Genomic DNA, 24,843 nt, shown 5'->3' on the forward strand with positions numbered 1-24,843 from the left:
GCCTGAGGCGAAGTGTGTGCGCAGGACTGGTTAAGGATGAGTAACGCAGATACCACACCGGCTTTCCGTGGCGTCATTACGGCCCTGGTTACGCCCTTCCGCAATGGCGAGGTTGACTTCGCCGCCCTGGAACGCCTGATCGAATACCAGATCGCCGGCGGCGTCCACGGCATCGTGCCGGTGGGCACGACGGGTGAAACCTCGACCCTGTCCGTCGAGGAACACAAGGAAGTGGTCCGTTTCTGCGTGGAAAAAGTCGCCGGGCGTATCAAGGTGATCGCCGGCGCGGGCTCGAACAACACCGCCGAAGCCGTTGAGCTGTCAGAACACGCCAAGGCCGTCGGCGCGGACGCCGTCCTGGTTGTCGCGCCCTATTACAACAAGCCGTCTCAAGAAGGTTTGTATCAGCATTTCAAGGCGATAAACGATTCCGTTGAGATTCCGGTGATGCTGTACAACGTCCCCGGCCGCACGGTCGTGGACCTGTCGAACGACACCATCGTGCGCCTGTCCAAGCTGCCGAACATCGTCGGCATCAAGGACGCCACGGGCGACCTGGAGCGCATGAGCCAGTTGCGCATCGCGGTCCAGAAGCCGTTCGCCTTTATCTCGGGCGACGATCCGACCTTCCTTGGCTACATGGCCCATGGCGGCTATGGCGTCATTTCGGTCAGTTCGAATATCGCGCCGGCCGCCTGCGTTGCCTTGTACAATGCGGCCGCCCAGGGCGCCTTCGACACGGCGTTGCAGTGGCAGGACAAGCTGATCACGCTCGACAAGGTGCTGTTCGCCGATTCGTCGCCGTCGCCGACCAAGTACGGCCTCAGCCGCCTGGGTCTGTGCACCGATGAGGTGCGCCTGCCGATCACGCCCTGTTCGCAGGCCGTCCGCCCGCTGGTCGACGCCGCCATGGCGCTGGCCGGGCTGGAGATGGAGCCCGCCTGACGTGGCCGAACAACCGTCCAATTTCAAGGTGATCGCCGACAACCGGCGGGCACGCTTCGACTATTTCCTCGAAAATCCCATCGAGGCCGGCATCATGCTGACCGGGACCGAGGTCAAGTCGCTGCGCGCCGGCCGCGCCAATATCGCCGAATCCTACGTATCGATCGAGAACGGCGACGAACTGGCCCTGGTCAATGCCGACATCCCGATCTACGGTCAGGGCAACCGCTTCAATCACGAGCCGCGCCGTGTCCGCAAGCTGCTGCTGCATCGCCGCGAGATCGACCGCATGATGGTGTCCGTTCAGCGCGAAGGCCTTACCATCATTGCGACCAAGATGTACTTCAATGACAAGGGCACGGTGAAGCTCGAGATCGCGCTGGCCAAGGGCAAGAAGATCCACGACAAGCGCGAGACCGAGGCCAAGCGCGACTGGCAGCGTGACAAGGCCCGCCTGCTGCGCGACCGCGGATAACTACTGACATTTTATGCCTGATCAGGGTCCATGCTCTCCGCTAAAACAGCGGAGGCGCCCATGGACCGGCCGAAAAACATCGTCAATATTCACGATCTCGAACTCCAGCCGCGCCCGCCGCAGTTCGCACCGACCGGGCCGGCCGCCGACCGCTACGAAGCCCGCGCGGCGCTGGTCTCGCGCACCATGGGGGCCAAGAAACTCGGTTTCAACGTTACGGCCATCCCGCCCGGCAAGCGCGCCTTTCCCATGCATAACCACCAGACGACCGAAGAGATGTTCTTCATCCTGGAAGGCGAGGGCCAGCTTCGCCTCGGCCATGAGACATATGCCGTTCGCGCCGGCGATCTTGTGTCATGTCCACCGGGCGGTAAGGACACCGCGCACCAGTTCGTCAACACCGGCACGGCGGAGCTGAAATTCCTGGCGGTCAGCACGCGCGAACCGGTCGACCTGTGCGACTACCCCGATACGGGCAAGTTCGCCGTGCTGGCGGAAATGGCGCCGGAAAACGGCCAACCGCGCATGTTGTCCTTTGTCGGTCGCGAAGGCGAGGGCGGCGTCGGTTACTGGGACGGCGAATGAGGCGCCGCCAGCGCGGTCAGGTGCGTGCCGCACTCCTGCACGCCCGCATCGATGCCGGCGGCGTCGTACAGGTCGAAAGCCTCGCGCCATAACGGCAGGGCGATACCATTCGAGCCCTGTGCTTCATGCAGCAAGGCCATGGGCCGGAGTGCACTGGCCAGCGCAAGGGCCGGCGGATCGTCGACCGCGCGATAGATGGCCAGGGCTTCGTCGTAACACGGCATGGCCTCGTCGAAATCGCCGCGTTCCGAATGCGTGTCGCCAAGATGACGCACCGCGCACGCCAGGACCAGGGGGTCGTCCAACTGGCGATACAGGCGCACGGCTTCTTCGTAGAGCGGCACGGCGGAATTGGGTCGGCCACGGTCGCGCTCGACCCGGGCCTGGTGCATCAGGGCCTTGGCCAGAACGGCTCCATCTCCGGCCGTCCGGCTCATGATGATGGCCTTGTCGAGATCGGCATGGGCAGTATCCAAATGCCGGTCCCGGCGGGCTCGCCACGCCTTTTCGAGCAGATGCTCGGCCTTGTCCATCGCCTGCCTCCGTCATCGCCCCTCGGGGGAGCACCAGACACCTTGGAGGCGAAAAGGTAAACGCACGAATGCGTGACGAAAGCGCTGTCAAAACGAAGTTGTTTTCAGGAGTGCTCTCACGCGAATGAATATGTCCGACAACATGTCACGCGTGACACGTCCAGTATTCATGTTCAGCCGCGAGCAATGGTAGGCGTTTATTAACCGGTAACCTGGCGCGGATGCTTCCGAACCGTGCCCGGCGGACATGAAGGCTGGCGATAACCCAAGGGCTTTCAGGACATTGTGCCGGGCGACGTCGCCCAGGGTCACGATGACTTCGAGGTGCGGCATGGCACCGATCGTGGCCTTGAGAAAGGGCCGGCACGCTGCCTGTTCCTCCGGCAGGGGCCGGTTGCCCGGCGGCGCGCACAGGACGGCGTTGGAAATCCGGCAATCGGCGAGACGCAGATCGTCCTGTCCGTCGTCGCTGTAATGGCCCGACGCCCAGCCTGTAGCCAGCAGAACATCGAACAGGATGCGGCCCGACGCGTCGCCGGTAAAGACGCGCCCGGTGCGGTTGGCGCCCGCCCGTCCCGGCGCCAGGCCGACGATCAGCAGGCGCGCCTTATCCGGCCCGAACGCCAGAGCCGGGGCATTGTGCCAGCCGGGCTCGGCCTCACGATTTGCGATACGGTAGGCGGCAAGCCGCGGACATAGCCCGCAGTCGTGCTCAGGTCCCATGCTGCGACAACGACAGCAGATTACCGTCGGGATCGCGGAACCAGGCGACCCGGGCCCCGCCGGGCGACGACCAGATGCCGTCCGGCCCCTGCGCGTCACCGAAGAAGGGATAGCGCTCGAACGCGACGCCTGCGGCGGCCAACGCCGCCACATCGCCCCCGATATCCGCAACTTGCCAGCCGAAGACGGTATGGTCGGCCGCCTTGAAAGCTTCGACCGTCGTCAGGCGAACATGGATCGGCCCCGTGCACAGCACCAGGGCAAAATCGTCCTCGTCGACGAAGCCCAAGCCCAGAAGGCCTTCATAAAAAGCGCGTGCCCGCGCCCGGTCGGTAACCAGCAGAAAGCCCATCGGGGTGGCGGAAGACAGCATGTTTGCCTCACACGGCGTCGTCGAAATCGTCCTTGTTCGGGAACTTGGCCGCCTGGGCGTTCTGGTTCTGGCCCTGACCCTGGCCTTGACGCGGGCGGCCGATGACCGAGGCCAGATCGGCCAGGTCGACGAAGGTATCGGCCTGGCGGCGCAGTTCGTCGGACGTCATGGGCGGCGACGACTTGACGGTCGACACAACGGTCACGCGCGAGCCCTTGCGCTGCACGGATTCGAGGAGGCGGCGGAAGTCGCCATCGCCCGAGAACAGCACCAGATGGTCGGCGTGCTCGGCCATTTCCATCATGTCGCAGGCGATTTCGATATCCATATCGCCGCGCCAGCGCTTGCGGCCCTGGCTGTCGACATATTCGCGGGCGGTCTTGGTGATCAGGGCGAAGCCGTTATAGTCGAGCCAGTCGACCAGCGGACGGATCGGGGAATAGTCGTCGCCCTCGACCAGGGCGGTATAGTAGTAGGCCCGGATCAGGATGCCGCGCTTGCGGAATTCGTCGAGCAGCTTGCGGTAATCGATGTCGAAATTGAGAGCCTTGGCGGCGGAATAGAGATTGGCGCCATCGATAAAAAGCGCGATACGGTCCGTCGGGTAAAAGCTCATTTGAAATATCTCTTTCTAAAAATGCATCTCAAAAATAAAATTGTCCGGTCGAAGGCGGAAGACCTGAACCTCGACGCGATCCTGATCGCGTACGGCTCCAACCTGCCAGCTTCGTTCCCGTCCGAACAACTGTCTGCATCGCAAGCTTTCGCCACGGTTGTCAAGGGTTTGCGCGGCCGCGGGCTGCTCGTTACGAAAATTTCACGTCTGTGGTGCTCGAAAGCCTGGCCGGACCCGACCGATCCGCCTTACGTCAACGCTGTCATTGCCGTTGCGACCGATTTGCAACCTATTGAACTTATGAAAGCTTTGCATGATTCCGAGCGCGAGGCCGGGCGAATTCGCGACGGCCGCGCCAACGCGCCACGCGTGCTGGACCTCGACCTTATCGCCTACGGCCGCCAGGTCACCAGTGGCGAAAACGGCCTTATTTTACCGCATCCGCGCGCTGTGGACAGGGCCTTCGTCATGGGTCCGATCTGCGATATCTTACCGCAGTGGCTCCATCCCGTGCGCAACGAAACAGCCGAAGGTCTTTATAGGCAATGCACCGTCGGCACGGACGCCTACCCCTTGGACGGGGAAGACGCCTGAACCGGGGCGGGCGCGGGACCGCCGCGTTTGTCGAGCCAGGTGTAGAGGCCGACGCCGGTAATCACCAGCCCGGTGCCGATGATATCCGCCACGCTGATCGCCTGGCGCAGCACGACCGCGCTGAGGATCAGGGTGAAGATGGGGTTGATGAAGCTGATGATGGCGTTGGCCTGCGACGAAATGCGGCCGAGCGCGAAATTGGTCAGGTAGCTCGGCAGGACGGTGGCGCCGATGGCTAGCCCGACACAGAGGACCAGCAGGTCCTTCGACATATGGATGTCGCTGAGGCGGTGGACGCAAAAGAAATGGACGCCCATGGCAATGGCCGCGCCGGTCATGGCCCACGAGGTGAAGAGCGATGCACCCAGCCGTGCGATCATCGGCTTGGCCAGCAGGAGATAGCTGGCAAAGGCGACAGACGACACCGTGCACCACAGGGCGCCCACGGCGATGGCCGAGCCATGCGCCTTCAGGTCGGTCAGAAAGACGAAGCCCAGGCCGACATAGGCGATCAGAAACGCCCACAATGCCGTCGGCCGCATGGCCTGCTGGAAGAAGACAGCGCCCAGCAGGATAACGAATAGCGGATAGGTGAACAGGATCAGGCGCTCGAACTGCGGAGACAGGGTCTCCAGGCTGGCGAAATCGGTATAGGCGGCCAGCCAGTAGCCGAGGATGCCGACGCCCAGCGCCTTGAGATACAGGCCGGGCCGATCGACAAGGCGCGGCAGGTCATCGCGGCCGGTGCGGCGGCGATGCCACCAGGTCAGAAGGCCAAAAACGATAAAGAAGGGCGTCGCCAGGGTCAGGCGCACCGCCATCAAGGCCGCGGCATCGATATGGTAGTTGTAGGCCAGCTTTATCCAGATGCCCTTGCTGGCGAACAGGAAGGCGCCGCCCATGGCCAGCAGATAGCCGCTCCACGCGGACACAAACGTCAGGAATGATGGACGGGCAGGGGCGGACATGTCAGGGCCTGGAGATAACGGGCGCCTGAACGGTCGCATGCGCCCCTTTTAAGGAAGGGCGCGGGTCATCGGTGAAACGATTATCGGCCCTGTTTGGTGCGGATTGTCACGCGCACCGGCTTGCGCATCCGGTTCTTGTTGAACAGGATGGCGAGTTGCGTCAGACCGAGGGTGAGGGCGATTGAGATCAACATGAATAAGGTTTTAGCAAATTTGTTGCGTCGCGGCAATATCGAGGCCTGGAAGGCGTGGTCACTTCAGGTTTCGATCTGTGTAACTTTTATGGCAATGGCCGCGAGCGCCGGCGCCACGACATTGTCCGGCAAGGCCGAGGCGATCGACGGGGATTCCCTGGTCATCAACGGGCATCAGATCCGTTTGTTCGGTGCCGACGCCTTCGAATACCACCAGACCTGCGGCCACATGAAGTGCGGTGCGATCGCCGCCGATACGATGCGGCAACTGGTCGAGGGCCGGACGGTCACATGCGAAAAGCAGGACACCGACCGTTACGGCCGCACGGTCGCGATCTGCAAGACGAAGTGCAGCCCGACGCTTACCTGCGACCTGGCGCAGGAAATGGTGCGGCGTGGGCTGGCGGTGGCCTTCCGCCACTATTCGATGGTCTATGTGCCGGATGAAACGGCGGCGAAGCGCGCTCACGCCGGCGCCTGGGCGCATGGTTTCGACGCGCCGCAGACCTGGCGGCAACAGCATCCGAGGACGACGTCATGACGACAGAAGTTCGGATTCAGGCCGGCGGCTTTATCCTGCGCGAAGGATGGTGGCGCCACAAGACCGTGAAATGGTCGTCCGTGGTGGCGATCCACGCCCGGCGGGTGGACCGGGTTACCTATGACGAGATATTTCTGATGCTGGAACTGGCGGACGGCAGAAGCGTAAGCATCGGCGAACTCGACAAAGGTTTTGCCGCGTTCCGCGAGGCGCTGCCCGACACTTTCCCAAATATGGAAACGAACTGGTATTCACTGGCCGAAAGGCATGACGGGAAACCCGTTCGGGTATGGCATGCCGATCAACATAACCCGCCCATACCTCGAGCTTGATGTCACTAGCTCCCCCCTTTCCGTCTGGCTCGGCTTGACGCCGCACCAGCCATCTTCCCCGGCCTTGACGGTAGCAAAAACGGGAAAGAAGAGAGTTTAATTGTCTAATTCCTTCCCTGCGAAGCGGGGAAGGTGGCTCCCCGGAGCCTTGGCGAAGGGGAGACGGAAGGGGCATTGCAACCTTTTCAGCATGAGCTAAACCTGACGCCCTCGCGCAGCTATTTCAGCTTGCGGACCGCCGCGCGCCAGATGTGGCCCGGCACCGCCGGCGTGGTTTCGCCGAGGCGCAGCAGTTCGTCGAGAATGCCGTTAAGCTCCGGCGCGCTGCCCGGCAGGTTCAACCGCAGGATTTCCAGCTTCCGCCTGAGCGACGAATAGGCATTGGCGGCACTGAGGTGGTTTTGCGACCGCTCGCCCCAGCGCTGGACGGCCTGCAGGATCGACACCACCGACACGAAGCCGCCGAGCACGAACAGGCTGGCATTCACGACCGTCGCATGGGGCGCGTAAAGCGTCTGGTACATGACCGGCAGGGCGGCCAGCAGCGACACGGCAAAGCCGCCGACCAGATTGGCGATCGTGGCGAAATCGTTGATGGCGTCCATGCGGTTGGTCGCGGCCCAGTGCGCATGAGCGGAATGACGCACGCGCGTCTCCGTTTCCGCGAGAATACGCAGGAAATCTTCGGAAACTTCGCCTGTCATGAGAACCCCTCCCGCCATTAACCTTTTACGTCAGGCGGAAGGGTTGGGCAAGCTTACAACGCGTTGGCGGCGGACAGGACCGCCTTGACGCTGGCCGTGGCGATATCGTCGTCGATGCCGATGCCGAAGACATTACGGCCTTCAGCCGTACGGCATTCGATATAGGCGACCGCCTGGCTGAGCGCGCCCTTGGTCAGGGCGTGCTGGCCGTAATCGAGGACTTCCAGCGCCAGGCCGTACTGATCGTTGAGCGCTTCGATGGCGCTCGATATCAGGCCGTTGCCGTGGCCGATGACCGAGGCTTCGACGCCGTCCTTGACGATCCGTCCGGCAAAGGTGCGCTGCGTGCCGGAATGGACGGCGGCGGCCTGTTCGTAGGCGACCAGGCCGTAGCGGCCGCCGCCCAGGTGATAGGCGTCCTGGAAGGTCTTCCAGATTTCGTCGGACGACAACTCACGCGCGCTGGCGTCGGTGATTTCCTGCACGCGGCGCGAAAAATCGATCTGCAGCTGGCGCGGCAGCTTAAGCCCCTGCGTCTGCTCCAGGATCCAGGCGATGCCGCCCTTGCCCGACTGCGAATTGACGCGGATCACCGCCTCATAGCTTTCGCCGACATCGGCCGGGTCGATCGGCAGGTAGGGCATTTCCCAGATGCCGTCGTTGCGCTTTTCGTGCGCCGCGAAGCCCTTCTTGATGGCGTCCTGGTGCGAGCCCGAAAACGCCGTGAAGACCAGTTCGCCGGCATAGGGATGGCGCGGATGGACGGGGATATTGTTGCAGTGCTCGACCGTGCTGACGACTTCTTTCATGTTCGAGAAGTCGAGCTTCGGCGACACGCCCTGGGTGTAGAGGTTGAGACCCAGGGTCACCAGGTCGACATTGCCCGTGCGCTCGCCATTGCCGAACAGGCAGCCTTCGATGCGGTCGGCGCCGGCCAGCAGGCCCAGCTCGGCGGCGGCGATGCCAGAGCCGCGATCGTTATGCGGATGGAGCGAGATGCAGACGCTGTCACGGCGCGACACGTGGCGGCCGAACCATTCGATCTGGTCGGCATAAGTGTGCGGGCCGGCCACTTCGACCGTCGCCGGCAGGTTCAGGATCAGCGGGTTTTCCGGCGTGGGCTGGATGACGTTGATCACGGCCTCGCAGACTTCCAGCGCGAATTCCGGCTCGGTCGCGGTGAAGGTCTCGGGACTGTATTCGAAACCCCAGTGCGTGTCGGGCTGCTTCAGCGCTTCGTCGCGCAGCAGGGTCGCGCCCTTGACGGCCAGGGCCAGCACATCGGCCTTTTCCATGCCGAACACGACGCGGCGGAACAGCGGCGAGGTGGCATTATAAAGGTGCACGATGGCGCGCTTGGCCCCGCGCAGAGATTCGAACGAGCGCTTGATCAGGTCTTCGCGCGACTGTGTCAGCACCTGGATGGTGACGTCGTCGGGAATCAGGTTTTCCTCGATCAGCTTGCGCACGAAGTCGAATTCGGTCTGCGACGCCGACGGGAAGCCCACCTCGATCTCTTTCAGGCCGACCTTAAGGAGCAGGTTGAAGAAGATCATCTTCTTCTCGACGTCCATGGGGTCGGCAAGCGCCTGGTTGCCGTCGCGCAGATCGGTCGACAGCCACCTGGGGGCCTTGGTCACGACTTTCGACGGCCACGTCCGGTCGGACATGTCGACGCCGAGCGAAAACGGCACGTATTTGGTTTCGGGGTTGGGCAGCATAGGCATGATGGCGATGGCATTAGGGGCACCTTGCCCGCAAGTCAATCGGTTGGGACGGGGAGACGGCGATACGTGAACGCCCAAGGGGCGGGCAGGGCTGCTTTTATCTTGTATTTGGCGAGCCGAAGGTCTAGATAGGCGCCAACATATTGCTTTGCGCCGGAACTGCGGATTACGAATCGCGCGGTTGCGGCGTATTTTACGTTCAAGCGAAGAGGTGCCTATGGCTCGCGTCACCGTCGAGGATTGCGTCGAGAAGATCGACAACCGTTTCAACCTGGTGCTGCTGGCGGCTCATCGTGCCCGCGCCATCAGCTCGGGCTCGCAGATCCTGGTCGACCGCGACAACGACAAGAACCCGGTCGTGGCCCTGCGCGAAATCGCCGACGGCGCGGTGCAGCCGAACTCGCTGACCGAGAACCTGATCGCCTCGCTGCAACGCGTCGATGAACACACCGAAGCCGAGGAAGAAGCCGAAACCCTGGCCCTGCTGGCCGATCCCCAGCACCAGCAGATGTCGGAAGGCGACCTCATCCGCGCCCTGCAATCCGACCGCGACGGCGGCCAGGAAGAACGCTACTAAGACGACCGGCTCCGGCCACCCGTATAAAAAAGACCCGGACAGCGCTGTCCGGGTCTTTTTCTTTTTGCCTTGGCGGACAAGGCATGAGACACTTTTCATTCAGTAGGTGAAAGAGGATTGGATGTCGTCAGAAGGCGAGCACGTCAAGGTCAGAACCGAGGTTCAGAATGAAACGCCCCCGGTCATACCTGCCGCTGCGCCCGAAACCGCCCAGACCGCCAAGGTCATGGCCTCGAACCGGCCGAAATTCCTCCGCCAGGTCGAACTGATCGAGCGCGTCGCCGCCTACGATCCGACCGTCGACGAAGCCCTTCTCAACCGCGCCTATGTCTACGCCATGCGCATGCACGGCGCCCAGCTTCGTGCATCCGGAGATCCGTATTTCGCCCACCCGATCGAGGTGGCCGGCATCCTTACCGACTACAAGCTCGATGCCGCGGCCATCGCCACGGCCCTGCTGCACGATACGATCGAGGACACACCGGCGACGCGCGAGGAGATCGCCCACCTGTTCGGCGACGACATCGCGGGCCTGGTCGAGGGCGTCACCAAGCTGACACGGCTTGAGCTGCAATCGGAATACACCAAGCAGTCTGAGAACCTGCGCAAGTTCATCCTGGCGGTGTCCAAGGATATCCGCGTCCTGCTGGTCAAGCTGGCCGACCGCCTGCACAATATGCGCACCCTGCAATACGTGGCGCCGGAAAAGCGTGAGCGCATCTCCAGAGAAACGCTGGAAGTCTATGCCCCGCTGGCGCGTTCGATCGGCTGCAACCGCTTCGCCACCGAGCTCGAGGACCTAGCGTTTTCGCACATCAATCCGTTGGCCCACCAGGCGATCATCCTGCGCCTCAAGGAACTGCGCGAGGAAAAGGGCGACGCCATCCGCGACATCGCGCGCGACATCGCCGGCAAGCTGGAAAAGGGCGGCATCTTCGCCCGGGTGTCCGGCCGTGAAAAGTCGCCCTATTCGATCTGGAAGAAGCTGCAACGCAAGTCGGTCGGCTTCAACCAGCTGTCCGACATCTACGCCTTCCGCGTCGTCGTGAACTCGGTCGAGGAATGCTACCGCGCACTGGGCATCAGCCACCGCGCCTGGCCGTGCGTACAAGAGCGCTTCAAGGACTTCATCTCGACGCCCAAGAGCAACAATTACAAGTCCCTGCACACGACCGTGGTCGGCCACAAGGGCACGCGCATCGAGATGCAGATCCGCACCGAGGAGATGGACCGCGTCGCCGAAGAAGGCGTCGCCGCGCACTGGGGCTATAAAAATCAGGCCTACGGCTTCGACGAAGAAGCGGCGATGGCGGACGGCGGCCGCAACCCGCTCAATTCGCTGCGCAACATCATCTCGATTGCCGAAAGCGGCGGCGACTCGGAAGACTGGGTCGAACACGCCAAGATGGAGATGTACCTCGACCAGGTCTTCGTCTTCTCGCCCAAGGGCCGCCTGATCTCGCTGCCGCGCGGCGCCATGCCGCTCGACTTCGCCTTCGCCGTCCACACGGTCGTCGGCGAAAACGCCATCGGCTGCCTGATCAACGGCGAACACCGCCCGCTGCGCACCGTGCTGCAGAACGGCGACCAGGTCGAAATCCTGACCGGGCTCGAATCGAGGGTGAACCAGGACTGGTTTTCGCTGACCGTGACCGGCAAGGCGCGGTCGGCCATCCGCCGCCATATCCGCCAGCGCGAGCGCGAGGACTTTATCACCGTCGGCCGCACGGCGCTCGACCGCGCCGCCGCCCAGGTCGAAAAGAAGCTTACCGACATCAGCTGGCGCCCGGCGCTCGACCGCTTCCACGTCCACAGCGACGACGAGTTGTTCGAACTGGTCGGCCGCAACAAGATCCTGCCCGCGAAAGTCCTTGAGGCCATCTTCCCCGGTCTCAAGATGCCGATGCGTCTGGATACGACGACGCTGACGCGCATCCGCGACGGCGAGGGCGGCCAGGCCTTCGTGCGCGGCTCGGCCCTGCACGCCGACCACCGCCTGATCTTCTCGCGCTGCTGCTGGCCGGTGCCGGGCGACCGCATCGTCGGCATCGTCGAAGGCGACGGCGTCCACGTCCATTCGATCGAGTGCGAGACGCTGGAGGCGCTCGACGAGGAAAAGGACCGCTGGATCGACCTGCAATGGACGCTCAACGCCGAGAAGAACACGCTCAGCGTGGCGCGCATCCGGGTGACCATGGTCAACAAGCCGGGCGTGCTTGGCCAGGCCTGTACCCTGATCGGCGAAGCGCGCGGCAATATAATCGACATCCATATCGCGCCCAAGCAACTCGACTATCTCGAGATCGACTTCGATATCGAGGTCATGGACGCCCGCCACATCAACAATATCTCGGCGGGCCTGCGGACGTCGCCGCTCATCGAAAGCGTCGAGCGGGTTCGCGGCTGAGCCAAATTTCCGGTTTCCCTGCCTGCCGGCTTGTTTTAGACAGACCGGCAGACAAAGGACTCACCCCATGACCAATGACGACGTCATCGACGAATTCCGTGCCGCCAACGCGCTGCGCACGGGCCATTTCGTGCTTTCCAGCGGCCTGCATTCGCCCATGTTCCTGCAAAAGAACCTGGTGTTCATGAATGCCGAGCGCTGCGAGCGCCTGTGCAAGGCGCTGGCCGAAAAGATCACGGCGGCGGTCGGACAGGTCGATGTAGTAATTTCGCCGGCCGTCGGCGGCATCATCCCCGGCTATGAAACCGCGCGCCACCTGAAGGTGCCGTCGATGTATGTCGAGCGCGAAGGCGGCCAGTTCAAGCTGCGCCGCGGCTTCCATGTCGAGCCCGGTCAGCGCGTCGTCATGGTCGAGGACATCGTCACCACGGGCCTGTCGTCGCGCGAATGCATCGAATCGATCCGCCAGGCCGGCGGCGACGTCGTGGCTGCGGCCTGCATCGTCGACCGTTCGGGCGGCAAGGCCGATGTCGGCGTGCAACTGATCGCGCTCGCCAGCCTCGAAGTCCCCGCCTATCCCGCCGACAACCTGCCGCCGGAACTGGCGGCCATCCCGGTCGAGGATCCCGGCAGCCGCAGACTGGCCCAAAGTCAAGGCAAGTCATGACGCGCATCCGCCTCGGTCTCAATATCGATCACGTCGCCACCGTGCGCAATGCGCGCGGCGGCGCGGCTCCCGATCCGGTGCGCGCGGCCAGCATGGCCCTGGCGGCTGGCGTCGACGGCATCACGGCGCATCTGCGCGAAGACCGCCGGCATATCATCGACAAGGACATCACGGCGCTGAAGGCGGTATGCGACGCAGGCGACAAGCCGCTCAATTTCGAAATGGCGGTGACGGCCGAGATGGTCGCCATCGCGCTCAAGCTCAAGCCCCACGCCGCCTGCCTGGTGCCGGAACGCCGCCAGGAGCGTACGACCGAAGGCGGGCTTGAGGTCGCCGGCCAGGCCGACACGGTGGGTGAAGCGGTGCGTCTGCTGACGCGCGCCGGCATCCGCGCCTCCTTGTTCATCGCCACCGATCCTAAGCAGATCGAGGCCGCCGCCAGGATGAAGGCGCCCGTCGTCGAATTCCACACCGGCGCCCTGTGCGACGCCTGGCGCGAGCAGGACCGCGGGCTGTTCGATGCCGAACTGCACAAGTTGCGCGTCGCCGCCGAACTGGCCGACGAGCTCGGCATCGAGGTCCATGCCGGTCACGGCATCGACTACGACACCGTGCCCTTCATCGCGAAGCTGCCGCAGATCAAGGAACTGAATATCGGTCACTTCCTGATCGGCGAAGCCATCTTCGCCGGTCTCGACACCGCCATTCATCGCATGCGCGCGCTGATGGACGAAGCCCGCAAATGATCATCGGCATCGGCACCGATCTGTGCGACGCGCGGCGCATCAAGGCCTCGCACGACCGCTTCGGCGCCCGTTTCCTCGATCGCATCTATACGACCGACGAGCAGGCCCATGCGTTGGGCGCCGCCGTGCCGCACCTGAGCCTCGCCAAGCGCTTCGCCGCCAAGGAGGCCGTCGCCAAGGCAATGGGTACGGGGGTGAGGGGCTTTCAATTCATCGATATCGAAGTGGTGTCGGGGCTTTTGGGCAAGCCGCACATCATCCTCCACGGCGCCGCCGCCGAGACGCTGAGGCGCGTCGTCCCCGACGGCATGACCGGCTTCATCCATTTGTCGATGAGCGACGAAGATCCTTATGCAACAGCTTACGCGGTAATCGAAGCGCTGTAGTCTTTAGAGCTCAGGCGCCGCGTGGCTCCTCGCAACAGTTCGGGCGGGCTGTCGCCCCTTCCGACGGCGAGGACCGCCGTTAGAAAAGCTAAACAAAAAGCAATCCACCAAGGCGGCAAGTGTCAAAAATCCGACTTGCCCTTGCCATAATGTGGCTTTACGTGCTGAATGGAGCCTTAAAGGGGGTGCCCCACAGGCACGCGTTATAACAGTCAAAACGGGGCTTGAACTTAATATGACGATACCGAGCAACGAAACGAACGACGCCATCGCGTCCGCCGCCCGCGCGGAAGCCGCGCCTTCGGTCGATACCGTCGCCAGCGAAGAGACGGTTGAAACGCCGGTCGACGCCCGCCAGGCCGCCGTCAACGAAGCCAAGGAAATCATCGGCGTCGTCGCCATCGCCCTGGCTCTGGTCCTGATCCTGCGCACAGTCCTGTTCCAGCCCTTCACGATCCCGTCGGCCTCGATGGAGCCCAACTTCTACCAGGGCGACTACATCATCGTGTCGAAGTGGAACTACGGCATCTCCAAGTACTCGCTGCCGATCGCCATGCCGATCATCAAGGGCCGCCTGTTCAACCATCAGGCCACGCGCGGCGACGTCGTCGTCTTCAAGCTGCCGTCGAACCCGAAGGTCGACTATATCAAGCGCGTCATCGGCCTGCCGGGCGACCGCATCCAGGTCCGCCACGACCAGCTTTATGTCAACGACCAGGCCGTGCCGTTCACCGTCATGGGCAACGTCGCGGCCGAGGACGGCCCGGGCGGCCAGGCGACCCTGCAACGCGAGTTCCTGCCGGACGGCCGCGCCCACCTGATGCAGGACATGGTCCAGGACGGCCAGGCCGACGACACCCAGGAATTCACCGTTCCCATGGGCAACTATTTCGTCATGGGCGACAACCGCGACAATTCGCTCGACAGCCGCTTCTCGCCGGATGATCCCCGCGATCCGGGCGTCGGCTTCGTGCCGGAAGAAAACCTGGAAGGCCGCGCCGTCTTCATCCTGATGTCGTGGAAGGAAGGCTCCTCGATCTGGAAGCCCTGGACCTGGCTGAACTTCAAGTGGGACCGCTTCTTCAAGGGCGTCCAATAGGCACCTCCATCCGCGAACGGACGGTCGCAACACAATTGCCCTTTTCGTTACGGGGTACGTGCTGTAAACGCACGCCATGACGATCCGTGTCACGAATCCCCGGCAAAAGGCGATCGAAGCGCTCGAAACGCGCCTCGGCTACCGCTTCAAGGACCCTGCGCTGCTCGAACTGGCCCTGACCCACGCCAGTGTCGCCGAAGGTGCGCGCCGCATGGCCGACAACGAACGCCTTGAATTCCTGGGCGACCGCGTGCTGGGCCTGATGGTGGCCGAAGCGCTGATGGAGGCGTTTCCCGACGCGGAGGAGGGCGAGCTGTCGCGCCGTTTCCACGGCATGGTCAGCCGCGACGCCTGCGCCAAGATAGCCACCGATATCGGCCTGGGGCCCGCGCTCAGGCTGGCCGCCGGCGAAACCAAGAGCGGCGGCCGTAACAACCCGACCATCCTCGGCGACGCCATGGAGGCCCTGATGGCCGCAGTCTACAAGGACGGCGGCTATGCGACGGTGCTGGCCTGCTTCCAGCCCCTGTGGCAGGATGCCATGAAAAATTCCGGCGACGCCCTGCACACCAACCCCAAGTCCTTCCTGCAGGAATGGGCAGCGGCCAACGGCAAGAGCGCGCCCTGCTATACCATTATCAATCGCCAGGGGCCCGATCACGCCCCGATATTCACCATCGAAGCGCGCGTAGGCCAGCTTGCGCCCGAGACGGCCACGGGCCGCTCGCGCCAGGAAGCCGAAAAGGCCGCCGCGCTCCGCCTCATCGAACGGGAAAACCTCAAGTGACAGACAGCGTACCCCACACCCGTTGCGGCTTCGTCGCCATCATCGGCGCGCCGAACGCCGGCAAATCGACCCTGGTCAACCGCCTGGTCGGCACCAAGGTGTCGATCGTCACGCAGAAGGTGCAGACGACGCGCTTTCCGGTGCGCGGCATCGCCATGGACGGCGACTGCCAGATGGTGCTGGTCGACACGCCGGGCATATTCAAGCCGCGCCGGCGCCTCGACCGCGCCATGGTCGCCTCTGCCTGGGGCGGCGCCCACGATGCCGACTGCATCGTGCTGCTGATCGACGCAGCCGCCCAGCTGGCGGTGCGCCATCCGGGCACGGACGTGAAGGCCACGGCCGCCGACCACAAGGCGGTCGAAGACGTCGAGATGATTATCGAAGGCCTCAAGGCCAACGACACCAAGGCCATTCTCGCGCTCAACAAGATCGACCTGATGAAGCGCGATAACCTGCTGGCGGTCACCGACGAACTGTTCAAGACCGGCGTGTTCGAAGACGTGTTGATGATCTCGGCCGAAAAAGGCTCTGGTGTCGCCGATCTCAAGACCCTTCTGGGCAAGCGCATGCCGGAAGGTCCGTGGCTCTATCCGGAAGACCAGGCGGCCGACGCGCCGGTGCGCATCCTGGCCGCCGAAATCACCCGCGAAAAGCTGTTCCTGCGCGTGCATGAGGAACTGCCGTACGCGGCCGCCGTCGTGACGACCGAGTTCAAGGACCTGCCGGACGGCTCGGCGCGCATCGAACAGACGATCTTCGTCGAACGCGACGGTCAGCGCGCCATCGTGCTGGGCAAGAGCGGCCAGACGCTGAAGTGGATCGGCCAGAAGTCGCGCGAGGACCTGGCCAAGCTGCTCGACCGTCCCGTCCACCTGTTCCTGCACGTCCAGGTCTCGGAAAAATGGAGCGACGACCGCTCGCTCTATACGCAGTTCGGTCTGGAATACGACAGCTGAGTTTCGTGGAATCTGATGTAAGAGGGGATCCACAGATTACACAGATTTCACAGATTATGAGCTCAGACACGCGCGATCCGGAGACCTACGCCGTCATTGGTGCGGCGATCGAAGTACATAAGGAACTGGGCTGCGGCTTTCTCGAACCTGTATATCACGAAGCCCTGGCAATCGAGCTTGAGGCACGCAACATCCGACACCGCCGCGAAGCGGCCTTGCCTGTCTTCTACAAAGGCAATCAGCTTGCCTGTGGCTATCGCGTAGACTTCATCTGCTTCGATACCATTTTGATTGAATTGAAAGCCATTGCGGCCCTAACAGGCCGCGAAGAGGCCCAGACAATCAACTATCTGAAAGCCGCTCAGGGCCTCAAGAAAGCGCTGCTGATCAACTTCGGCGCACCGAGCCTGCAATGCAAACGCCTGGCCCTGTAACGCATAATCTGTGAAATCTGTGTAATCTGTGGATAGCCTTTAAATGTCAGAGTTCGAAGACGAAGCGATCGTTCTTGGCGCGCGATTACACGGCGAGACCGGCGCGATCGTCCATGTCCTGACCGAACAGCACGGCGTCTATGCCGCCCATATCGCGGGTGGGGCGTCCAGGCGCCTGAAGGCCATGCTGCAGCCCGGCTCGCCCGTTGTCTTTACCTACCGCGCGCGCAATACCGACCAACTCGGTTCGGCTAGACTGGAAGCGAGCGGGCAGGGGCCCGACCTGCTCGACGATCCCACAGGCCTGCTCGGCCTGCAATGCGCCGCCGCCATGACGCGCGAAGTCCTGCCCGAGCGCGAGCGCCACGACGGCGCCTTCCATGCGCTCAATGCCCTGCTGCGGGCCTTCGCCATTCCGGACATCTGGCCGGCCATCTATGTGCGCTACGAAACCGGCCTGCTCGAAGCGGTAGGCTACGGCCTCGACCTCAGCAGCTGCGCGGTGACGGGCAGCCACGACGACCTGGTCTATGTCAGCCCGAAGTCGGCCCGTGCCGTCAGCCGCGCAAGCGGCGAGCCGTACCACGACAAGTTACTGCGCCTGCCGCAGTTCCTTTTGTCGTCTCAGGGGGGCTTAAGTGCCGGCGATATCGAAGACGGCCTGAAACTGACGGGCTTTTTTCTTGAAAGACATGTCTTTCATCCGCATAACCGGCCACTGCCCGAGATTCGCCAGCGGTTGTCCGAGGCGCTCGCCGACCGTCCCGCATAGTGGAACGTTACCGCGATGCGAGAATCGAGTTATTTATCATTTAAGCATTTGGCCTTACTCTGAGGGGAGGAAGCGAGTCCAATGGTGTACAGCGAACAGGAATTACTGGCGGCCAACGTCAATCCCGTGACGGGTCTGGCGACCGACTACCTGAACCTGTTCAACGAAGCGATCATGCTGTTCGAAATGGGCCTCGACATGCCGGACATGGCCGAGGAACTGGCCGACTGGAAGCCGCGCGACTATGTCGAGCACTTCGACAAGTCGGGCTTCGAAATGCGCGACATCGTCATTTCCGCCTACCATCACGCCCCGGCCGATACGCGCTGCGCCTTCGACGAAACCTGCGAAACCGCGCTCGCGGCCTTCGACTCGTCGATCAATATTCTTCTCAGCTCGAATCTCGAAGACCCCGAAGCCCTGGCCGACCTGCGCAACCGCCTGGAAGAGATGAAGGGCCTGGTCATCGAGATGGACTCGCACATCCACGGCCGCATCGAAAGCAACGACCTGCAGGATCAGGTCGACGCGCTGTTCTAGCGCGCTCCAAAATTTCCACTGAAACCTGGCCCCCGCGGCGCTTGTTTTCCTTACGTTCTCATTCTACAGAGGGCGTATGAGTGATGTCTTGATTCCCCCCGGCGGTGCCGACGATTCCGGCGGACGCCTGATCGACGAACCGATGAGCGACGCGCTGTCGCGCCGCTACCTTGCCTACGCCCTGTCGACCATCATGCACCGCGCGCTGCCCGATGTGCGCGACGGCCTGAAGCCCGTGCACCGCCGCGTCATGTACGCCATGAGCAATATGCGCCTGACGCCCGAAGCGGCGGCGCGCAAGTGCGCCAAGGTGGTCGGCGAGGTCATGGGTAATTTCCACCCGCACGGCGACGCCGCCATCTACGACGCCCTGGTGCGCATGGCGCAGGACTTCGCGCAGCGTTATCCGCTGGTCGAAGGCCAGGGTAATTTCGGCAATATCGACGGCGATAACGCCGCCGCCATGCGGTACACCGAATGCAAGCTGACGATCGCCGCGACGCTTTTGCTGGACGGCATCAACGAAGACGCCGTCGATTTCCGGCCGACCTATGACGACCAGGACGAGGAACCCGTCATTCTGCCGGCGGCCTTCCCGAACCTGCTGGCCAACGGCGCCGTCGGCATCGCCGTCGGCATGGCGACCTCGATCCCGCCGCACAATGCCGCCGAACTGATCGACGCCTGCCGCAAGCTGCTGACCAAACCCGAAACGACGACCGCCGAACTGATGGAATTCATCCCGGGTCCGGACTTTCCGACCGGCGGCATCTGCGTCGAGACCCGCGCCTCCATCCAGGACGCCTATGAGACCGGCCGCGGCGGCGTGCGCGTGCGTGCGCGCTACGAGGTCGAGGACCTCGGCCGCGGGCAGTGGCGCATCGTCGTGCGCGAAATCCCGTACCAGGTCCAGAAGTCACGCCTGATCGAACAGCTGGCCGACCTGATCGAGGCCAAGAAGGCGCCGTTGCTGGGCGACGTGCGCGACGAGTCGGACGAGGAAATCCGCCTGGTCCTCGAGCCGAAGACGCGCAATATCGAACCCGAAGTCCTGATGGAAAGCCTGTTCAAGATCTCGGATCTCGAAACGCGCTTCCCGATCAACATGAACGTGCTCGACGCCACGGGCACGCCGCGCGTGCTGGGTCTGCGCGCCTGCCTGATCGCCTTCCTCGATCACCGCCGCGTCGTGCTGATCCGCATGTCGAACTGGCGGCTGGAGCGCATCGAAAAGCGCCTGCACCTGCTGGACGGCCTGCGTATCGCCTTCCTCAACCTCGACGAGGTCATCCGCATCATCCGCGAGGAGGCAAAGCCGCGCGACGTGTTGATGGAACGCTTCAAGCTGACCGAGCTCCAGGCCGACTACATCCTCGACACCCGCCTGCGCCAGCTGGCGCGGCTCGAGGAAATGACGATCGACGAAGAGCACAAGAAGCTGACCGAGGAACGCGACGGCCTGAACGCGCTCCTGGGCTCCGAAAAGCTGCAGTGGAAGCGCATCGACCAGCAACTGGTCGAGGTGCGCAAGAAGCTGATGTCGGCGCGCCGGACGACCTTTGCCGAGGCGCCCGCCAACCTGGAAGTCGCCGCGCTCGAAAGCTACCTGCCCAAGGAACCGGTCACGGTCATCCTGTCGAAGCGCGGCTGGATCCGCGCCGCCAAGGGCCGCGTCGAGGATCCGTCCGAACTGAAGTTCAAGGAAGGCGACGAACTCGGTTACCTGGTGCCGTGCATGACGACCGACAAGCTGGTCATCCTGACGTCGGACGGCCGTTTCCTGACGGTGGCGTGTGACAAACTGCCGTCGGCGCGCGGCCACGGCGAACCGCTGCGCCTGATGGTCGATTTCGAGGACACGGCCAAGATCATCACGGTCTTCGCGGCCACGACCGGCCAGAAGCGCGTCATGGTGTCGAAGAACGGCTACGGCTTCGTCATGAACGAAGAAGACGCCATCGCCAACAAGCGCGCCGGCAAGCAGACGCTCAATGTCGACGGCACCGAGGCCCTGGCCGCCCTTCCGGTGGTGGGTGACCAGGTCATGGTGCTGGGCGAGAACAACAAGCTGCTGATCTTCCCGGTGGCCGAACTGCCGGAAATGGCGCGCGGCAAGGGCGTCAAGCTCCAGGCCTATAAGGACGGCGGCGTCCGCGACATCACCGTGTTCGACTCGAACACCGTGCCGCAGTGGTACGACGGCTCGAACAAGGCGCGCGACTTCAAGGATTTCAAGGACTTCGTGGGCAAGCGCGCCGCCGCCGGCAAGATGGCGCCGCGCGGCCTGCGCAAACTGAGGGTTTAACGGTGGGGCCGGCCGCTCCATCGCAGACAGGCGAAAGGGGCGGACGGTGGGGATAGACACAAGGCGGCTAAGGATCGTTTCGGCGCTGGGCCTGGGGCAGTTGATCGCCTTCGGCACCTCGCTCTATCTCCTGACCTCGCTGGCCCGGCCGATCGCGCGCGATACGCACTGGGACCTGGCCTGGATCGTCGGCGGCTATTCCATCGGCACGCTGGTGTCGGCCACGGTCTCGGCCCAGTCCGGACGCTTTGTCGGGGCCGGGCAGGGGCGGTTGGTCCTGTGCCTCAGTGCCCTGCTGTTCGCCGCCGGGCTCGGCCTGGTTGCAATCTCTCCAAATCTTCCGATCTATTGCCTGGCCTGGGCCGTCATCGGCACAGCCATGGGCACGGGCCTTTACGACGTCGCCTTCGGCACCGCCGGGCGTCTGTTCGGCGCGACGGCACGCGCCGCCATCATCCAGATTGCCCTGTGGGGCGGCTTCGCCAGCACGGTCTTCTGGCCGCTGTCCCACGCACTGGAAGGCGTCATCGGCTGGCGCGCCACCTGTCTGGTTTTCGCGGCCCTGCACCTGGCCGTCTGCCTGCCGCTCTACGCTTTTGCCGTGTCGGTTCCGCCTGATGCGGCTCCAGTCAGAGGCGCGCCCCTGCCCAGGGCGCAGGTCGCTGTCGGCGAAGGCTGGCTCTATGCGGTGATGGGCGGCGTGGTGACACTGGAAATGGCCATTGTCGCCGTCATGTCCGTGCACATGCAGGCGCTGCTGACCGGGCGCGGCCTGACCCTGGCCACTGCCGTATCCCTCAGCGCCCTGGTCGGCCCCAGCCAGGTCGGCGCACGCCTGCTTGAACTGACGGTCGGGCGGCGCTGGCCGGCCTATCTGTCGCTGGTATCGGGCGTCGTCGCCGTCACCGCTGGCATCGTGCTGATCAGCCTGGTGCCGGCCATGGCCCTTCCGGCGCTGATGCTCTACGGCGCGGGCCTCGGCGTCGTCTCGATCACGTCGGGGACGGTACCGCTGCTGGTCTTCGGCCCTGAGCGCTATCCGCCGTTGATGGGGCGCATCCGCCGCATCGGCTCGGTCGTCCAGGCCTTCGCGCCGTTCCTGGCGGCGGCCCTGCTGACGCGTTTCGGCGTGCCGGCGCTGCTTGGCATATTGCTGGCCATGGCCGCCATCTGCCTTGCCGCCAGTCTCATCCTGGCGCGCCTGTGCCGCAAACGCCTGTCGCAGGTATGAAAAAGGCGGCCTCCGCAAAGGCCGCCTTTTGATCAGAAGCTGCCGCCCGGAGGACCACCGGCACCGCCGCCACCAGGTCCGCCGTAGCCGCCCGGACCGCCCTGGCCACCGCGTCCGCCGCCCTGGCCGCCACGCCAGTTGCCGCGGTCGCCGTTATTGCCGTTGCGCACCTGGCCGAACGTGTAGCGCAGGCTGGCCATGAAGCTGGCGCCCGAGTTGAACGTATAACCGACGTCGCGCACCGTGCTGCTGTTGGTGTAGCGCTTTGAGGTCGGGCCAACCAGGAAGTTGCTGGCATTGACGGTCAGGACGAATTTGTTCGGGATGAACTGGTGTGAATAGGACAGGTTCAGGCGCGCCACGCCGGTGGTGTAGCTCTGCAACTGGGTCTGTTTGCCGCTATAGTTCCCGCCCACCGTGATCGTGTCGACCGTCGTCGGCCTGTAGGTCAGGCGTCCCTGGACCAGCGAATACGGCCCCTTGGTGTGAATAGGCAAACCAGTCGCCAGATCGATGCCGTTGGAGACGGTGTAATTGTACGACGTGTTGAGGTTATAGCGGAACTTCTTGTCCTGCGTCTGGCCGTTGATGCCGAAATCGGCCCCGGTCTGCTGGCGCGAGCCCGAGTTCTGATAAGTGGTCAACAGCACGTCCGGCGAACTGGTCAGGAAGGTCGTGACCTGGTTGATCGATCCGGTCGTCGCATTGTAATAGACCGACGCGTTGAAATTGATGCCCGCGCGGTTGTCGCGGTTATAGCGCAGCTCGTACTTGTCGGTTTGCTCGGGTTTGAGGTTGGCATTACCCGAGCGCGCAGTCAGGCCGTCGTCGCTGACGATGACCAGCGGATTGAGCTGGTTGCCGCTGGGACGTTGCAGCTTGCGGCTATAGCTGAAATTCAGGCGCTGCTGTTCGGTGATGTCATAGGTGACGATGAAGTTCGGTGCGTAAAACAGGTTGTCGTAGGTCGCGGTTGCCGCGGCCGTGCCCGTCAGCGGCGTGGCCGACATCAGCTTTTGATGCATGTCCTCGACGCGCAGGCCCACCTGGAAGCCTATCTTGCCCGTCTTCTGCTCGTAGATGAAATAGGCGGCGCTCAGGATCTGGTCGACATCGAACTGGGTGACGGCCGACGCCCGGGGCGATTCCGGCGACTGCACCGGAGTGGGCAGGGTCAGCGAGCGATAATTATACTGGTCGCTGACTGTCTTTTGCAGGTCCCAGCCCATCTTGATCTGATGGGACGACTTGTCGGTTTCGCCGAAGGGATGGACCCAGTCGCCCGAAAATTCGTCAACGAAGTCCTTGAACTTGCCCGCCTGCGCGCTGTAGGTGTCCCCCGTCGCCGGATAATGGTTGACATTGTGCGTGTCCGAGCCGGTGTCGCGCAGGGCCTGGCTATGCGTGACCTGCATCTTGAAGTCTTCGGCCGAGCCGATCTGGCCGCGATGGTCGAAGCCCAGGGCGAGCGATAGGTTCTCGCCGTTATTGTACGAGTCACGCAAGGAGGCGCGGTCGCCGATCAGCGTGCCGCTGCCGTCGTAACTGACGATCTCGCTGGCGTTGTGGCCCAGGCGCTGGTTGCGCGAATAGTCGAAATTGCCTTCGAGCTGGTCGCTGTCCGACAGGTTGTAGATGCCGTTGACATTACCCGACAAGTTCGAATTGTCGCTCTTGCTTACCGAGTTCGTCTTGTCTTCACGCAGCACTGCGCCCGTTAACGGATCGAGGCGGACGCGGTCGTCATAGCCCTTGCTCTTGGGTCCGAAGCCGCCGCCGCGGCCCATACGTCCGCCGCCGCCGCTACCATCGCCACCATTGCCATGGTTGACGGTCAGGCGCGTATTGAGCGTCAGCTTGGAGCCGAACTGCTTGCCGGTGTTGAACGACACCATGCCACGGCCCTGATCGCCAACCACGGCGTTGATCGAGGTCTGCGGCTTGATGGCGCGGCCGCGTTTCAGCACGATATTGATGATCCCCCCGGCCGAGTCGGCGCCGAATTCCGCCGTCGGATTGGTGATGACCTCGACGCTGTCGATATCGTCGCCGCTCATGCTTTGCAACGTAAAGCCGCGGTTGTCGCCCGACATCTGCGGCGACTTCTTGCCGTTGACATAGACCTGGACGTTGCTGTTGCCGCGCAGTCCGACCGTACCGTCGGGATCGACGGTGACCGACGGCACGTTGTTCAGCACGTCGGCGGCGCTGCCGGTCGACGAAGTCGGGTCCTGCTTGACATCATAGACGTCGCGATCGGCCTTGTGCGTGACCTCGGGCTTGTCGGCCGTAATGGTGACGACGTCGGGATTGGCCTGGGCCTCGCCTTGCGCCCCGCCGGTGGTCTTGGCTGGTGCTTGGGCCGGCGCCTGAGTTGCCGGAGCCTGAGTTGCCGGAGCCTGGGCGCTTTGCGAAGCCTGGGCGTCCTGGGCACGGGCGGCGCCGGTGGTGGCGCACAGGGCCATGGCGATCAGGCTTGCGCCGGCAAGGCGGGCTTTTCCCTTGAGGACGGCTCGGGGCGAGGGGAGGGACATGGAGGTCGATCTGCCTTGGGTCGTTATTATGAATGTCCGGGATGATACGCGCCTGCCACGGTCTCCCGTCGAAGGCGAGGCAAAAAATT

At 63.4% G+C, this 24,843-nt stretch carries 27 protein-coding genes; 19 read left to right on the forward strand and 8 right to left on the reverse strand.

The annotated features are described in order from the left end of the window. Nucleotides 1-36: 36 nt before the first annotated feature. From dapA to AB8717_RS11215, 3 genes are read left to right on the forward strand one after another with little or no spacing between them, the layout of a single operon-like run. The gene (gene dapA / locus AB8717_RS11205) at nucleotides 37-945 is read left to right on the forward strand and encodes a 4-hydroxy-tetrahydrodipicolinate synthase (protein ID WP_443747418.1); all 909 of its coding nucleotides are present in this window, start codon (nucleotides 37-39) and stop codon (nucleotides 943-945) included. A 1-nt stretch (nucleotide 946) separates the two neighbouring features. Beyond that, nucleotides 947-1,420 (forward strand): SsrA-binding protein SmpB, encoded by a 474-nt coding sequence (gene smpB / locus AB8717_RS11210; protein WP_443747419.1) that lies wholly within the window; start codon nucleotides 947-949, stop codon nucleotides 1,418-1,420. Nucleotides 1,421-1,480: 60 nt separating this feature from the next. Further along, on the forward strand, nucleotides 1,481-2,005 hold the full coding sequence (locus AB8717_RS11215; protein ID WP_443747420.1) for a cupin domain-containing protein: 525 nt from the start codon (nucleotides 1,481-1,483) through the stop codon (nucleotides 2,003-2,005). Here the strand turns inward: AB8717_RS11215 and AB8717_RS11220 are convergent. The 4 genes from AB8717_RS11220 to AB8717_RS11235 form a co-directional block, all read right to left on the reverse strand. Then, nucleotides 1,987-2,538, reverse strand: coding sequence for a tetratricopeptide repeat protein (locus AB8717_RS11220; protein WP_443747421.1), 552 nt, complete (start codon nucleotides 2,536-2,538; stop codon nucleotides 1,987-1,989). The genes AB8717_RS11215 and AB8717_RS11220 overlap by 19 nt on opposite strands. Nucleotides 2,539-2,625: 87 nt before the next feature. Further along, nucleotides 2,626-3,261 carry a uracil-DNA glycosylase gene (locus tag AB8717_RS11225; RefSeq protein WP_443747422.1) on the reverse strand — a complete coding sequence of 212 codons (636 nt, stop codon included), beginning with the start codon at nucleotides 3,259-3,261 and terminating at the stop codon, nucleotides 2,626-2,628. After that, the gene (locus tag AB8717_RS11230; RefSeq protein WP_443747423.1) at nucleotides 3,251-3,634 is read right to left on the reverse strand and encodes a VOC family protein; all 384 of its coding nucleotides are present in this window, start codon (nucleotides 3,632-3,634) and stop codon (nucleotides 3,251-3,253) included. Before AB8717_RS11230 ends, AB8717_RS11225 begins: the two co-directional genes overlap by 11 nt. Nucleotides 3,635-3,641: 7 nt before the next feature. Next, nucleotides 3,642-4,250: a LabA-like NYN domain-containing protein gene (locus tag AB8717_RS11235; protein ID WP_443747424.1), complete on the reverse strand. Its 609-nt coding sequence runs from the start codon at nucleotides 4,248-4,250 to the stop codon at nucleotides 3,642-3,644. Here AB8717_RS11235 and folK point away from each other — a divergent pair, their 5' ends adjacent. Continuing rightward, nucleotides 4,251-4,844, forward strand: a complete 594-nt coding sequence (gene folK, locus AB8717_RS11240) for a 2-amino-4-hydroxy-6-hydroxymethyldihydropteridine diphosphokinase (RefSeq protein ID WP_443747425.1) — start codon at nucleotides 4,251-4,253, stop codon at nucleotides 4,842-4,844. On the opposite strand, the gene AB8717_RS11245 is transcribed toward folK, so the two are convergent. After that, a complete protein-coding gene (locus tag AB8717_RS11245) occupies nucleotides 4,817-5,812 on the reverse strand; it encodes a DMT family transporter (RefSeq protein WP_443747426.1) in 996 nt (331 codons plus the stop codon). The two genes, folK and AB8717_RS11245, sit on opposite strands and share 28 nt — an antisense overlap. Before the next feature lie 282 nt (nucleotides 5,813-6,094). Here AB8717_RS11245 and AB8717_RS11250 point away from each other — a divergent pair, with 282 nt between their 5' ends. Next, a complete protein-coding gene (locus AB8717_RS11250) occupies nucleotides 6,095-6,547 on the forward strand; it encodes a thermonuclease family protein (protein WP_443747427.1) in 453 nt (150 codons plus the stop codon). Beyond that, on the forward strand, nucleotides 6,544-6,879 hold the full coding sequence (locus tag AB8717_RS11255) for a PH domain-containing protein (protein WP_443747428.1): 336 nt from the start codon (nucleotides 6,544-6,546) through the stop codon (nucleotides 6,877-6,879). Before AB8717_RS11250 ends, AB8717_RS11255 begins: the two co-directional genes overlap by 4 nt. Before the next feature lie 218 nt (nucleotides 6,880-7,097). Here AB8717_RS11255 and AB8717_RS11260 read toward each other — a convergent pair whose 3' ends face one another. Then, nucleotides 7,098-7,583, reverse strand: coding sequence for a hypothetical protein (locus AB8717_RS11260; protein ID WP_443747429.1), 486 nt, complete (start codon nucleotides 7,581-7,583; stop codon nucleotides 7,098-7,100). Between the two features lie 53 nt (nucleotides 7,584-7,636). Beyond that, complete coding sequence (gene leuA / locus AB8717_RS11265; RefSeq protein WP_443747430.1) at nucleotides 7,637-9,310, reverse strand: 2-isopropylmalate synthase; 1,674 nt, start codon at nucleotides 9,308-9,310, stop codon at nucleotides 7,637-7,639. Between the two features lie 217 nt (nucleotides 9,311-9,527). Here leuA and rpoZ point away from each other — a divergent pair, with 217 nt between their 5' ends. The 13 genes from rpoZ to AB8717_RS11330 all read left to right on the forward strand — a co-directional run bounded on the left by rpoZ (nucleotide 9,528) and on the right by AB8717_RS11330 (nucleotide 22,220). Then, nucleotides 9,528-9,887, forward strand: coding sequence for a DNA-directed RNA polymerase subunit omega (gene rpoZ / locus AB8717_RS11270; RefSeq protein ID WP_443747431.1), 360 nt, complete (start codon nucleotides 9,528-9,530; stop codon nucleotides 9,885-9,887). Between the two features lie 121 nt (nucleotides 9,888-10,008). Then, nucleotides 10,009-12,294, forward strand: a complete 2,286-nt coding sequence (locus AB8717_RS11275; protein ID WP_443747432.1) for a RelA/SpoT family protein — start codon at nucleotides 10,009-10,011, stop codon at nucleotides 12,292-12,294. Nucleotides 12,295-12,361: 67 nt separating this feature from the next. Beyond that, on the forward strand, nucleotides 12,362-12,961 hold the full coding sequence (pyrE, locus tag AB8717_RS11280; protein WP_443747433.1) for an orotate phosphoribosyltransferase: 600 nt from the start codon (nucleotides 12,362-12,364) through the stop codon (nucleotides 12,959-12,961). Beyond that, complete coding sequence (locus AB8717_RS11285) at nucleotides 12,958-13,707, forward strand: pyridoxine 5'-phosphate synthase (RefSeq protein WP_443747434.1); 750 nt, start codon at nucleotides 12,958-12,960, stop codon at nucleotides 13,705-13,707. The genes pyrE and AB8717_RS11285 overlap by 4 nt, the downstream gene beginning before the upstream one ends. Further along, entirely contained in the window at nucleotides 13,704-14,093 is a 390-nt protein-coding gene (gene acpS, locus AB8717_RS11290; RefSeq protein WP_443747435.1) for a holo-ACP synthase, read from the forward strand. The genes AB8717_RS11285 and acpS overlap by 4 nt, the downstream gene beginning before the upstream one ends. 235 nt (nucleotides 14,094-14,328) lie before the next feature. After that, nucleotides 14,329-15,192 (forward strand): signal peptidase I, encoded by an 864-nt coding sequence (gene lepB / locus AB8717_RS11295; RefSeq protein ID WP_443747436.1) that lies wholly within the window; start codon nucleotides 14,329-14,331, stop codon nucleotides 15,190-15,192. A 76-nt stretch (nucleotides 15,193-15,268) separates the two neighbouring features. Then, nucleotides 15,269-15,979: a ribonuclease III gene (rnc, locus tag AB8717_RS11300; RefSeq protein ID WP_443747437.1), complete on the forward strand. Its 711-nt coding sequence runs from the start codon at nucleotides 15,269-15,271 to the stop codon at nucleotides 15,977-15,979. Next, nucleotides 15,976-16,938: a GTPase Era gene (era, locus tag AB8717_RS11305; protein ID WP_443747438.1), complete on the forward strand. Its 963-nt coding sequence runs from the start codon at nucleotides 15,976-15,978 to the stop codon at nucleotides 16,936-16,938. The genes rnc and era overlap by 4 nt, the downstream gene beginning before the upstream one ends. Nucleotides 16,939-16,994: 56 nt before the next feature. Beyond that, nucleotides 16,995-17,372, forward strand: a complete 378-nt coding sequence (locus AB8717_RS11310) for a GxxExxY protein (protein ID WP_443747439.1) — start codon at nucleotides 16,995-16,997, stop codon at nucleotides 17,370-17,372. A gap of 43 nt (nucleotides 17,373-17,415) precedes the next feature. Beyond that, on the forward strand, nucleotides 17,416-18,144 hold the full coding sequence (recO, locus tag AB8717_RS11315) for a DNA repair protein RecO (protein ID WP_443747440.1): 729 nt from the start codon (nucleotides 17,416-17,418) through the stop codon (nucleotides 18,142-18,144). An 81-nt stretch (nucleotides 18,145-18,225) separates the two neighbouring features. Then, nucleotides 18,226-18,684, forward strand: coding sequence for a hypothetical protein (locus tag AB8717_RS11320; RefSeq protein ID WP_443747441.1), 459 nt, complete (start codon nucleotides 18,226-18,228; stop codon nucleotides 18,682-18,684). 76 nt (nucleotides 18,685-18,760) lie between these two features. After that, nucleotides 18,761-20,989, forward strand: coding sequence for a DNA topoisomerase IV subunit A (parC, locus tag AB8717_RS11325; protein ID WP_443747442.1), 2,229 nt, complete (start codon nucleotides 18,761-18,763; stop codon nucleotides 20,987-20,989). A gap of 46 nt (nucleotides 20,990-21,035) precedes the next feature. Beyond that, nucleotides 21,036-22,220 (forward strand): hypothetical protein, encoded by a 1,185-nt coding sequence (locus AB8717_RS11330; protein ID WP_443747443.1) that lies wholly within the window; start codon nucleotides 21,036-21,038, stop codon nucleotides 22,218-22,220. A 32-nt stretch (nucleotides 22,221-22,252) separates the two neighbouring features. On the opposite strand, the gene AB8717_RS11335 is transcribed toward AB8717_RS11330, so the two are convergent. After that, nucleotides 22,253-24,754: a TonB-dependent receptor gene (locus AB8717_RS11335; RefSeq protein ID WP_443747444.1), complete on the reverse strand. Its 2,502-nt coding sequence runs from the start codon at nucleotides 24,752-24,754 to the stop codon at nucleotides 22,253-22,255. Nucleotides 24,755-24,843 lie beyond the last annotated feature (89 nt).

Origin of the sequence: Asticcacaulis solisilvae (assembly GCF_052327315.1) — a bacterium.
Classification (GTDB): Bacteria; Pseudomonadota; Alphaproteobacteria; order Caulobacterales; family Caulobacteraceae; genus Asticcacaulis; species Asticcacaulis solisilvae_B.

What these genes read in the sequence shown, in the direction of transcription:
- dapA (WP_443747418.1), top strand. Translation starts at nt 37, where the DNA reads ATGAGTAACGCAGATACCACACCGGCTTTCCGTGGCGTCATTACGGCC.
- AB8717_RS11250 (WP_443747427.1), top strand. Translation starts at nt 6,095, where the DNA reads ATGGCAATGGCCGCGAGCGCCGGCGCCACGACATTGTCCGGCAAGGCC.
- AB8717_RS11320 (WP_443747441.1), top strand. Translation starts at nt 18,226, where the DNA reads ATGGTGTACAGCGAACAGGAATTACTGGCGGCCAACGTCAATCCCGTG.
- AB8717_RS11235 (WP_443747424.1), bottom strand. Translation starts at nt 4,250, where the DNA reads ATGAGCTTTTACCCGACGGACCGTATCGCGCTTTTTATCGATGGCGCC.
- AB8717_RS11335 (WP_443747444.1), bottom strand. Translation starts at nt 24,754, where the DNA reads ATGTCCCTCCCCTCGCCCCGAGCCGTCCTCAAGGGAAAAGCCCGCCTT.
- leuA (WP_443747430.1), bottom strand. Translation starts at nt 9,310, where the DNA reads ATGCCTATGCTGCCCAACCCCGAAACCAAATACGTGCCGTTTTCGCTC.
- rnc (WP_443747437.1), top strand. Translation starts at nt 15,269, where the DNA reads ATGACGATCCGTGTCACGAATCCCCGGCAAAAGGCGATCGAAGCGCTC.
- AB8717_RS11220 (WP_443747421.1), bottom strand. Translation starts at nt 2,538, where the DNA reads ATGGACAAGGCCGAGCATCTGCTCGAAAAGGCGTGGCGAGCCCGCCGG.
- AB8717_RS11215 (WP_443747420.1), top strand. Translation starts at nt 1,481, where the DNA reads ATGGACCGGCCGAAAAACATCGTCAATATTCACGATCTCGAACTCCAG.
- recO (WP_443747440.1), top strand. Translation starts at nt 17,416, where the DNA reads ATGTCAGAGTTCGAAGACGAAGCGATCGTTCTTGGCGCGCGATTACAC.
- AB8717_RS11260 (WP_443747429.1), bottom strand. Translation starts at nt 7,583, where the DNA reads ATGACAGGCGAAGTTTCCGAAGATTTCCTGCGTATTCTCGCGGAAACG.
- AB8717_RS11255 (WP_443747428.1), top strand. Translation starts at nt 6,544, where the DNA reads ATGACGACAGAAGTTCGGATTCAGGCCGGCGGCTTTATCCTGCGCGAA.
- acpS (WP_443747435.1), top strand. Translation starts at nt 13,704, where the DNA reads ATGATCATCGGCATCGGCACCGATCTGTGCGACGCGCGGCGCATCAAG.
- AB8717_RS11310 (WP_443747439.1), top strand. Translation starts at nt 16,995, where the DNA reads ATGAGCTCAGACACGCGCGATCCGGAGACCTACGCCGTCATTGGTGCG.
- rpoZ (WP_443747431.1), top strand. Translation starts at nt 9,528, where the DNA reads ATGGCTCGCGTCACCGTCGAGGATTGCGTCGAGAAGATCGACAACCGT.
- AB8717_RS11285 (WP_443747434.1), top strand. Translation starts at nt 12,958, where the DNA reads ATGACGCGCATCCGCCTCGGTCTCAATATCGATCACGTCGCCACCGTG.
- lepB (WP_443747436.1), top strand. Translation starts at nt 14,329, where the DNA reads ATGACGATACCGAGCAACGAAACGAACGACGCCATCGCGTCCGCCGCC.
- AB8717_RS11230 (WP_443747423.1), bottom strand. Translation starts at nt 3,634, where the DNA reads ATGCTGTCTTCCGCCACCCCGATGGGCTTTCTGCTGGTTACCGACCGG.
- parC (WP_443747442.1), top strand. Translation starts at nt 18,761, where the DNA reads ATGAGTGATGTCTTGATTCCCCCCGGCGGTGCCGACGATTCCGGCGGA.
- AB8717_RS11275 (WP_443747432.1), top strand. Translation starts at nt 10,009, where the DNA reads ATGTCGTCAGAAGGCGAGCACGTCAAGGTCAGAACCGAGGTTCAGAAT.
- pyrE (WP_443747433.1), top strand. Translation starts at nt 12,362, where the DNA reads ATGACCAATGACGACGTCATCGACGAATTCCGTGCCGCCAACGCGCTG.
- AB8717_RS11245 (WP_443747426.1), bottom strand. Translation starts at nt 5,812, where the DNA reads ATGTCCGCCCCTGCCCGTCCATCATTCCTGACGTTTGTGTCCGCGTGG.
- AB8717_RS11225 (WP_443747422.1), bottom strand. Translation starts at nt 3,261, where the DNA reads ATGGGACCTGAGCACGACTGCGGGCTATGTCCGCGGCTTGCCGCCTAC.